A 9,613-nucleotide genomic window follows, 5' to 3' on the forward strand; every position below is an offset into this window, starting at 1 on the left:
GCGGGCCGGTCGGCTGCGCACACCTGGCCACCGTCGCGCCGCACGGTGACGAAGTGACCGCGCCACCCGTCATCGGTCAGTCTCACGTCGTGGCCGTACTCCTGCCGGCGTGATGCCCCGCGAGCCCGTCGATGAGGTCCAGGTGGTCTCCCCGGCCCGGGAACGTCATGTCTCCCCCTCGGCGCCGGGCGAGCCGTCGAGCGCCTGGACGTCCCTCGCCGTAGAGAGCCGCGTTCCCGAGCCGTAGGACGTTCGCGCAGCCGGCCCGGCAACGCATCTGAGTCCGGCGTTGCGCTGTCACACGGGCCCGGACCGGGCGGCGCGGTGGCGATACAGCGTCGCCTCCACGACCGGTCCGCTACGGGACCGGGTAGGAGCCCGGCGACGACCTACTCCCGCATCGCCCTTCCGTCAGCCGGCGGTGGTCATTCGGCCGAGGGAGCCGCCGGGGCCGACTTGTCGAACATGCCGCACACTGCGGCTGTCTGAAGCTCCTGCGCAGCTCGTGCGAGCTCGGGGAAAGCCGTCTGAGTCTCGGCGAACGCCTCCGTCAAGATGACGATCGACGCCGTACGAGTGCCCGTCGGATCGGTGGCATTGGTCGTCAGATAACCGGGGATGCCGCCGTCGTGGGACCACACCGTGCCGCAGGCCGTCTGGCCGGTCTCGATGCCCAGCCCGTATCCGGGCCCGTCCGGCTGGTCCGGGAAGATCGGCACCGTGGCGCGCATCTGCGCCAACTGCGCGGCGGGCAGCAGCTTGCCGGCGAACAGCGCATTGTAGAACCGGTCCCAGTCGGCCGCGCTGGACACGACCGCGCCGGCCGCCCCGGCCCACCAGGGGCTGTTGGCGGAAACGTCCACATGGCCGTCGTGGCGGGCTCCGCCGTAGTTCCTGAGCTCGTCCGGTACGTCCGGCGGCATGTGGGCCGCATCGGGTTCGTAGCCGTGGGCGTGGGGACCTCGCCAGGTGGAGCCCGTGGCCAGGTAGGTGTCCTTGAGGCGGAGCGGCCGGGCGATGCGGTCCTGGACCAGATCCGCCAGACTCTGCCCCGTGACCTTCTCCAGGACGGCGCCGACGGCGATGTAGCCGGTGTTGCTGTACGACCAGCTCGAACCAGGTGCGAAGAGCGGATCGTGCCCGGTGCCGAGGTCGAGCAGTTGCGCCGCGGACCGCGGCCTGCGGTCCGTGCCCAGGATCGAGGTCAGCATCACGGGGTCCTGCGTGTAGTCGAACAGGCCGCTGGTGTGGTTCAGCAGCATGCGCAACGTGATCGCGCGGCCGTTGGGTATCCGGCCCGGCAGCCACTTGTCCACCGGGTCGGTCAGGGTGAGCTTGCCCTCACCGACCAGTTGCAGGACGAGGGTGGCCATCATGGTTTTGGTGTTGGATCCCATCCGTACCTCGTCGTCCACCTGGATCCGGTGGTCCCGCAGGGTCCAGGTCGCCTGTTCGGCGATTTCGATCGGCTCGCCACGGCCGTCGTCCACCCGCACGATGACGCCGGGTGCGCCGGCGGCCACCAGCGCCCGTGCCAGCCGGTCCAGTCGGGCACGCTGCTGTGCCTTGCTGCCGGGCCGGGCGTAGTACCCCGCGGCGGGGGAGGGGCCGGAGACCGGTGCGGCGTTCGTGGGTACGACGTCCGCCGAGAACGTGGTCGCCTTCTCGGCGTTCGGAGTGCGGGCGGTGCTCGCCTCCGCCTGCCCGGGCGTACCGAGGACGGCGACCAGTCCGGACACTGCGAGGAGGGACGCGACCGTGGTGCGGCCGGCCCGGTGCCGACGAGGAGCAGGGCTGGTACGCGCATGTCCGTGCAGGCCGGGGCGAGGCGATTTGGGCTGGGGTTCCGGTGTCATGCCCGCACCCTTCCAGGCCGGCGACCCCTCAGTCACTGGGGTGCACCACACACTCGGGGGTAGGGCTTGCCCCACACTGCCACGTCGTGCAGGCCGCCAACTGCCGAAGGCGGGCTAAGGATCCCCTACGGGAAGCATCAGGATAACTTTGCAAAGCCTTAAGAAAGCTTCTATATGATGACCATTCGGGAGTTATGGCTGCTAATCGAGGACGCAATTCCACGCGGAGTGGTCTCTGCCCGTCGACCGGCGTGCTGCGCTGCCGTTCACCATCGAAGCGTCAGTGAACCAGGAGAAGTAGGTTGTCCGCACCGACCGGCATATCGCTGCAAGGCCGCCATAATCCACTCCAACTCTTCCTTTTTTTCGTGCCTCTGACGGTGGAGGTCGACGGCACGGCCGAGAGTGGATCATGGCGTAACCGTTTCGTCCCGCTGGCCCCTGGTGTGCACCAGGTCAAGGTCTTCTTCCGGTACATGTTCAAAGCGCGGTGCTGTGAGGCCACCCTCAGGATCGAGGTCGCAGACGGCCAGGAGATCTCACTGGAGTACCGTGCGCCGCAACCCGTCACCTCACCGGGAAGTCTCACGTTCGCCCGTTAGAGGTCCGACCGCTTCGATCGCTCACCGTCCGCAACGCGATCCCGTCTCGGATCCTTCCTCGAGGGAGACTGCATGCGTCGCTTCTGCTAGGTCTGGTCATCGCCGGTTCTGCGATCTCCCTTGCCGCGTGCAGCAGCGGCTCACCCCCCCCAGCCATCAGGCCTCGTCCGGGAGCGCGCCGTCGGTCTCCGGTGCGCCGTCGGTGTCGTATCCGCCGTCGTTCGCCACGGATGTCCAGGTCAAGCTCGTCGCGTGGTTCCAGGACAGTGCACCGGTCGTTCTGACGTCTCCACCATGACTGGACGTGCCGGCTCATGAAAGAACGTCAGCTCCGGGTAGGAGCCGAAGATCCGTGCGGCCCTGTGCCCTTCCGGAGCGTCCGGAGCGGGAACCGCGGAGCCCGGGTCGCCGCCCGGCCGACTCCGGCCGGTGGTTCCACGGCCACGAGTGCGGGATTGCGACTATCTGCGGTGAGGATTTCCCCCGGCCTGTGCCGGGGCCTTCGAACTACGACTGTGAGGGCGTGACATGGGAATGCAGGCGTTGCCGCGTGAATACCGGGTCGAGGCACGCAAGGCGACGGTCGTCATCTCGGCCGCGGGGTTGTCGGTATTCGTTCTACTGCAACCGTTATGGGCGAGCGGTTCCATCGCGGGGTGGGTGAAACTGCTGGCCGGGTCGTCGCTGCTGGTGCTCTTCGGGAAGCTGCTGGTATCCGTTCGTGGTTACAGGACCACGGTGGATGTCAAGGGAATCCACGTTCGCGCAGGTCGCACTCGGACGCTGGGATGGAGAGAGGTGCAGGACATACGAGCCAGTCCCAACCCGAGTGCCGACCTCTGCCCCAACTCACCCAGAACGATCGTGTACGCGTACGACAGCAGGGGCGGACGGCTGCAGCTGATGCACGTGGATGACCGGAACGTCGACGTCGATCGGGAGGTTGCGATCATCCGGGCCGCGTGGGTCGAGCTGCGCGGCGACGACTGGGTGCCCAGGGCGGAGGTCTGGCAGCGGATCCGGTCGAACGACCGGCGCGAGGCCCGAACGTTCCGGTGGATGGTCCTGCTCGCCACTCCGGTCGTTCTCGGGCTGCTGCTGTGGTGGGCAGCGCTACGGATCACCCGCTGAGCATCGCCCGCTGCGACGTCCACTCTTACCCCAGCCGGTCCCGACCGAATCACGCCGACCAGAGCTGTCTCGGACCGCGCCGAACCGCCGCACCCGTGCGGGACGAAAGAACCTCGAAGGGACACACCGTGCGAGAAAGGGTTTGGTGATGAGACGCATTGTCGTCGGTGCCATCGGATGTGCAGCGTACCTGGCGGTCCCCCAGGCGGTCTTTGCGCTCGACAGCTGGATTCGGGACGGTCGGCCGGTCCGCATCGGTTCAGCGGTGCGTGAGGTCGTCGGCGACGAAGTACAGGGTGTCAACACCCGGCCCCTGGCATGGATGATCTCCGGTCTCTTCTCCGTTGCCTGGCCGATCGTGATCATCGGGGCGATTTGGGAGAAGCTCCTGGGCCGTGGTCCTCAAACTCACCGTCGAGCCGGCCTTCATGGCCGTTGTGGCCCGCAACGGCCTGAACGGCAGGTGGGAGACGGTTCCGCTGGCGTTCCGTAAAGAGCGGGGCAGGGGTGTCCGCTCGGCCGACGTCATCGGGAAGGTCACCGTGCCGGCGGGGGAGTAGAAGGACGTCCACCTGCTCCTGGGCGCCCCGATGGGCAAGCCGCATGCCGGTGCGGCCAACGGCGGCGCCGGCCCGCCCGTCACCCTGCATTCGGAGGTCAAGGGCTGATGGCAGGAGTTCCCGCTCGAGCCGGCCGTGCAGGACACCCGATACCGTCGAGGTCGGCGCCGTCTCCAACGACGTGGTCGGTCTACCGGCGGACGCCGTTGCAAGTGGTGAGCCGGTCGAGTTCGACGCGGTGCTCAGGAGCTTGACGCCGTCCGCCTGCACCAACCTCGGCAACGTGCTGTTCGCCGACGCTCACGCCGAGGTCGACGGCCGCCGTGCCGGCGGCGTCTGGACCGTCCTGCCCGCGGTCACGGTGCCCGGTGAGGACAGCGGGCTCGGTGGTCTCTACCTGGACGGCCGCGCCCGCGGTCCGGGCACCGGCCGGCCACGACCGGTGTCGGGGAGTTCGTCGTGCCGGTAGTAGGGGGTGCGGACGGCGGTGCCGGCGCCCCGGTAGGCGCGGTCGGCGAGGGCGAGGATCTCGCGGGTGCGTCAGCCCTGGACGATGCCGTGGGCGCGGGCCGCGGTCAGGTCGTGGATGCGGCCCGGCAGGGGCAGGGAATCGGGCAAATATGGTTACCCAAACGGCAATGGAGTATTTCGGGATGGGCATATAGCTTGAATGAGCCGGTCGATCGGCGACGAGAAGGGTCAGGACTTGTGGAAGTTGTTTCGGAAATGTTCGCGAGCGACGCCGTGGCATACTTCGCCGAACTCGGACCCAAGACGAGATATAACTTCGACTTGCAGCAGATGCTCGCTGCGTGCTGCTATGCAGTCGACTACGGTGATATTTTCACCAGTGAAGTACTGGGGCATCTCGTCTCCAACGCATGGATCGAGACTGGGTCGGACGAAAAGAACCTCGCAGAAATTGCACGCCTCGGTCAGGCGACTCTTGAGAGGTTCAATGCACTTGAAGAATTGTGGATTGAATTCAATGCCACATGGGAAAGGGTCGGGCCGAAAACGCTCCTAGGTATATCAACCCAGGATCCAGATCATGTAGCATTCACCGAGGCAAGGGAAGCCCTGGCGAGTCTTAGCAAGACCACGCCACGCGCACTCCTCGCTCACTTCGATGCAAAGTATGCTCACATGTGAATCAACTTCTGGACCATTCTCGGGCCGAACCGCCCCGGGTTCGATAGAGACTCGATTTCGTGTCAGGATTCGAGTCATGGCACGTCCGTTTTCCTACCCGTCTGAGCTTCGCCGTCGTGCGGTGCGCGCCGTGGACACCGGCTGCCGCCCCCTGCACTTCGCCGGCCGCCCGACCCCCGCTACGGGAAGGCCGAAGCGCTGGCATGGGACCGCATGCATCCCAGGCTTCAGCGCTGCGGCCCTGGCGGGAATACACCTTCGCCCGCGCCCGACGCGTCCACATCCGCGGCCGCCCCGGCTCGCAACAGGCCCTGACGCCGACTGCTGTTGATCTTCACGAGCACCTCGGCCGCGCACCATGTGTCTCCGGCCGCGGGCCGCCGGCGCCGCAGCCCGTTCCCGTAGGCCTGCCCGATCTTCAGGCACCACCGGCGCACCGTCTCGTCCGAGACGGGCACCCCGCGGGTGGGCGTCAGCCCCCCGACCTCACGGAAGCCCAGTCCTTCCACCGCCTGCCTGCGGTCGTCAAGGCCATTGCCGATGGAAGAGATTCAGTCACGTCTACTTCGCTTTTCGCAGGGCCTTGTAGACGACCTCGGCCTTGCCGGTGTGGCCAATGCGTTCAAGGCCCAAGCCGAACATTCGGGCAGTGGTTTTATCCGGCACTTGACGGATTATTGACGTCAGGGCGGCGTCGGGTAGTTCAGAAAAGAGGATGGCCTTTCTCGCCCAGTTCATTATTGTGAAGGTTTTGGCGGCGTGGCCGGGTTCCATGGCGGGGATGATGGTCGCGGCCAGTTCCGTTCTGCCCGCCTCGCACAAGATCTGGAGCAGCTCACTGGCCGCCCTTGCGGAGGATTCTCGGGCTATCGCCGTCAGGGTGGCGTGGGGCAACCGCAGCAGGAAAGTAGTCTTGATCGCCTTGTCCATTATTGTGACGGCCTCGGCGGCAGCGCGGGGTTCCATGGCGACGAGGAAGATCATGGCCTGCTCCGCCCGGCCGGTTTTCCACAAGGTCCGGAACAAGGTGCGAGCAAGCCATGTAGAGGCCATTGCCGTCAGGGTGGCGTCGGGCAGGTGATCCAGGAGGGCGGCCTGACGCTCCGGGGCCATCGCATCGAGGCCTGCTGCGGCGGCCTCGGGGGTCATCGTCCCGAGAGCGGCCGCGGCCTGCTGGGGGTTCTCGCCAGCCAGTCCGTTGAGGAGTCGCGTGAGCAGGGTGGGGCGTTCGGCGCCGAGGAGGCTGAGGATCTCGTCGAGGACGGGTTGTCCGGGGCCGTGGAGTGCGTTGTGCAGGAGCCGGGCGAAGTGTCCGTCGGCGTCGCCGCCGTCGTGGGTGTCGAGGCGGATGAGGGAGGAGGCTCCCAGGCGTGCTGCGCCGTCGATCGGTGCGGCGAGAAGGATGTTGACGAGCAGGGCCGTTCCGTCGGCGCCGTTGAGGAGCAGTTGTGCGCCCAGTCTGACCACGGCTTGTCGGTATTGGTCCTGGCCGATGAGGGAGGTCATCATCGTGCCCGTGGCCTGGGGGGCTCTTCCCTGGGCGATCGTGAGGAGCCCGATGAGGGTTTCCGGGTGGTCGATGCCTTCGTTGATGATGCCGCCGTAGATCTCGGCGGCGGTCGCCGCGTTGAGGAGCGACTCGGTGAGCATGATTCGGTTGTCGGGGTGCGCGGCCAGGCGGATCGCGGTGGGGAGCATGGCCTTGGGGTGGGTGAAGGCGACTTCCAGGACGCTCTCGGGTTGCAGGGCCCCGTCGGGGACGGAACGGACGAGGTGCCTCAGGACTTCGACGGCTCCTGCGGGGTCTTCTTTGGCGACCGAGACCAGGAGTGCCGCGGCGGCATGGATGTTGTGCAGATCGTTCAGCGCCATTGCCAGCTGGATCCACTGCCGTTGGGTGGTCAGGGACTTCCCCACCGTGTCCAGGATGCCCGGGTCTGCGGTGGCCAGCGCCCGGGCCAGGCTGTGGTACTCGGCCGGATGGCCTTCGCGCAGCCGGGCGAGCAGCCGGATCAGGCGGGGTGCGCCGGCGGTGTCCCAGTCGATGGCGGTGAACAGCTCGGTCGCTGCCGCCGTTGGGAGGCCGCCCAGAAGATCCGCGACTTCTGGCTCACCCTCGCGCAGCATCAGCTCGGCCACCTTGGCCATGCGGGCCGGGAACGACCTCGCCGCCGTGACGGCCAGGTCATACCCGTTGAGGATGTCGTCGTCCACTACCGCGGTCAGGGCCGCGTAGGCCTGCTCCGGGGCGAAGCCGACGAGCACCAACGCACCGGCCTGTGCCTGCAGATCCCTCACGAGGAACCAAAGCGGTACACCTGCCTTGACGGCTTCGGGTGCGATCTCCGCGTTCAGGTCGTCACCGAGCCCGGACCACACCACACGGCCCACCGAGTCGGAGGCGTCCAGGAGACCTTTGAGAGCGGCCGCCGCCACCTGCATCCCGGTGGTGAAAGCCACCGTCCGCAGCACCTGGACCGCCTGAACAGGCCACGTCCACGCAAGCGCCGCCCCCACCGCCGCCGACGGAGCCTGCCCGTCACAGAGCCACAACCCCACCGCCGTCGCCATCTTTTCCGTGTTCGCCCTGACTGCCGCCGCCAGCATCTGCTGCCACGTATTCGGCGCGCTCACCCTCAACTGCGGCAGGACCAGGTACGTTCCGTACGGCTCATTTTCCGCCGCGCCGGCCAGGACGGCGCCGGCGTACTCGGGGTCGGGCACCGCGGACAGGACCTCGGCCACCTGGTGGGCCCGGCCGGCCGCAAGTTCCAACACGTAAGGGCAGGTCCGGTGGTCGCAGACCAGGGCCGCGCCCACCGCCGCCCTCGTGCGATCATCGGCGACGGCCACGTCGATGAGGGCTCGGCCCAGGTCGTCACGGAGAACGGCGAGATCGGTGACGACGGACGCCACGTCTGAGGCGGGCATCGTCCTCAGCCCGGCCCAGAGCAGTTCGACATCATCGCCGGGTGTGAACACCTCGACGATGAAATCCGCAAGGCCTCCGACGGCTCCCCCGTTATTCAAAAAATAAGTGATCGGCGTGCCAGAGTCGATGGCGTCCTCAACTAGGGAAGGTGGATCGTATCCATACGGATACTCCATGGTGGTACACCTCGCAGAAGCTCATCGCCATTCCCGGAATCCACCGGACGCGAGGATCGGCGCGCGGTCAGGGGTCCGGCGGCCACCCGATACACGCACCGTGGACACCCAGATATACAGCGCGACCCGGCAGCCCTGACTGTCCGGACGGGCATGACTTCAGGAAGCGCGCCGCGCCCCATTGCTCTTGCAAGGCCTGATTCTGCGGCATTCACGCTGGTCGGCCACGCGGCTGTAGATCACGCGATCGCGGACTCCACGAACTCGGGGCGCCCAGGTATCCGCGACAAGGCTCCGTTCCGTAGTCGGCAGTGACGCTGCGTGCTCATATTTTGTGGGGGGGGTGGAGGTCGAATCAGGCGGTCGTGCATCTGACGCATGATCCACTTGGTGTGGGCTCGCGTTCGGCATGTCGGGCGGAGAGCCGATTGCCGAGAGCAGCCGGGCGTGTGGCACCTCGCGGCTGACTTTCGCCGATGAGCCCGGGTTTGGGGGAAGCACGCCCGCAAGCCGCACGGGTTCTGGTGGGGTCGGTGACGCTCCTCGGCGAGTGTGTCCACCTGTACGCCGCGGGGGCACCGGCGGTTCATGCCGGCCGGGCTGTGGCGGCCGCAGTGCCTCAGGTGGCCGGGGTCGTCCAGGGGGCCGGGCGCGTCGTCGGGGTGCAGGGCCACGGTGTCGCGGGCCCCGCCGGGCGCCAGGAACTTGTCGCTGTCCGGATTCCCGAGGGCCGGGCCTCCGGGGAAGGCGACGGCTACCCGGTCGCCCTGTCGTGTCGGGGTCCTTGGCCTGCCCCGCTCCAGCTACTACAGCTGGCTGGCCGCCCGATCTGCTGCCACGCTCCGTCAGATGGGGCCCCAAAACCAGGCAGGCCGAACGTAACGATCACCTCCGACCCGACGAACACCCCGCAGCAAAATGCGCAACAGAGTCGGTTCCTCGCGCAGAGTCCTGGCGCGCCCTGGGCAGATGACTCCGCCGACGCCAAGATCCCCGGCAGGGTCAAGCCAGGCCGCCCACCGCTCCACGTCACGCAACATCTCCACTAGGACGACAACGAGTCGACCACTCGGAAGACATGACGCTCACCCGTAGTACGGGGTTGATTAACGGCCTACTCCGCTTGTCCGGCGAGGCTCGGGACTTCTACGGATGAAATGCCTGGCCGATCCCGCTCGCCGAGCTGAAGACGGTACGGGCCCCG

Annotated in this window: 7 protein-coding genes and 1 pseudogene; 5 read left to right on the top strand and 3 right to left on the bottom strand. The window is 67.3% G+C overall.

The window, feature by feature from the left end; genetic code table 11:
• Positions 1 to 425: 425 nt before the first annotated feature.
• The gene (locus AA75_RS31125) at positions 426 to 1,490 is read right to left on the bottom strand and encodes a serine hydrolase (protein ID WP_206743458.1); all 1,065 of its coding nucleotides are present in this window, start codon (positions 1,488 to 1,490) and stop codon (positions 426 to 428) included.
• Positions 1,491 to 2,158: 668 nt separating this feature from the next.
• On the opposite strand from AA75_RS31125, the gene AA75_RS31130 reads away from it, so the two are divergent.
• The 4 genes from AA75_RS31130 (at position 2,159) to AA75_RS51065 (ending at position 4,618) form a co-directional block, all read left to right on the top strand.
• Positions 2,159 to 2,458: a hypothetical protein gene (locus AA75_RS31130; RefSeq protein WP_233289274.1), complete on the top strand. Its 300-nt coding sequence runs from the start codon at positions 2,159 to 2,161 to the stop codon at positions 2,456 to 2,458.
• Between the two features lie 528 nt (positions 2,459 to 2,986).
• Entirely contained in the window at positions 2,987 to 3,589 is a 603-nt protein-coding gene (locus AA75_RS31135; protein ID WP_033823666.1) for a hypothetical protein, read from the top strand.
• 395 nt (positions 3,590 to 3,984) lie between these two features.
• Positions 3,985 to 4,149, top strand: a complete 165-nt coding sequence (locus tag AA75_RS50005) for a hypothetical protein (protein ID WP_158515591.1) — start codon at positions 3,985 to 3,987, stop codon at positions 4,147 to 4,149.
• Between the two features lie 238 nt (positions 4,150 to 4,387).
• Complete coding sequence (locus AA75_RS51065; RefSeq protein WP_199520457.1) at positions 4,388 to 4,618, top strand: hypothetical protein; 231 nt, start codon at positions 4,388 to 4,390, stop codon at positions 4,616 to 4,618.
• On the opposite strand, the pseudogene AA75_RS46195 reads toward AA75_RS51065, so the two are convergent.
• Positions 4,594 to 4,746, bottom strand: a pseudogene (locus AA75_RS46195) (IS5/IS1182 family transposase); the annotation flags it as partial. The gene AA75_RS51065 and the pseudogene AA75_RS46195 sit on opposite strands and share 25 nt — an antisense overlap.
• 129 nt (positions 4,747 to 4,875) lie before the next feature.
• Here AA75_RS46195 and AA75_RS48205 point away from each other — a divergent pair.
• Positions 4,876 to 5,301 carry a hypothetical protein gene (locus tag AA75_RS48205; RefSeq protein WP_149038479.1) on the top strand — a complete coding sequence of 142 codons (426 nt, stop codon included), beginning with the start codon at positions 4,876 to 4,878 and terminating at the stop codon, positions 5,299 to 5,301.
• Positions 5,302 to 5,862: 561 nt separating this feature from the next.
• Here the strand turns inward: AA75_RS48205 and AA75_RS31150 are convergent.
• A complete protein-coding gene (locus AA75_RS31150) occupies positions 5,863 to 8,409 on the bottom strand; it encodes a hypothetical protein (RefSeq protein ID WP_033823668.1) in 2,547 nt (848 codons plus the stop codon).
• Positions 8,410 to 9,613: the final 1,204 nt, after the last annotated feature.

This window comes from Kitasatospora sp. MBT63 (assembly GCF_000710465.2).
In the GTDB taxonomy this organism is placed as follows: Bacteria; Actinomycetota; Actinomycetes; order Streptomycetales; family Streptomycetaceae; genus Kitasatospora.

Excerpts from the sequence above, each read along its gene's own strand:
- AA75_RS31135 (WP_033823666.1), top strand. The coding sequence starts at position 2,987 with ATGGGAATGCAGGCGTTGCCGCGTGAATACCGGGTCGAGGCACGCAAG.
- AA75_RS48205 (WP_149038479.1), top strand. The coding sequence starts at position 4,876 with ATGTTCGCGAGCGACGCCGTGGCATACTTCGCCGAACTCGGACCCAAG.
- AA75_RS31150 (WP_033823668.1), bottom strand. The coding sequence starts at position 8,409 with ATGGAGTATCCGTATGGATACGATCCACCTTCCCTAGTTGAGGACGCC.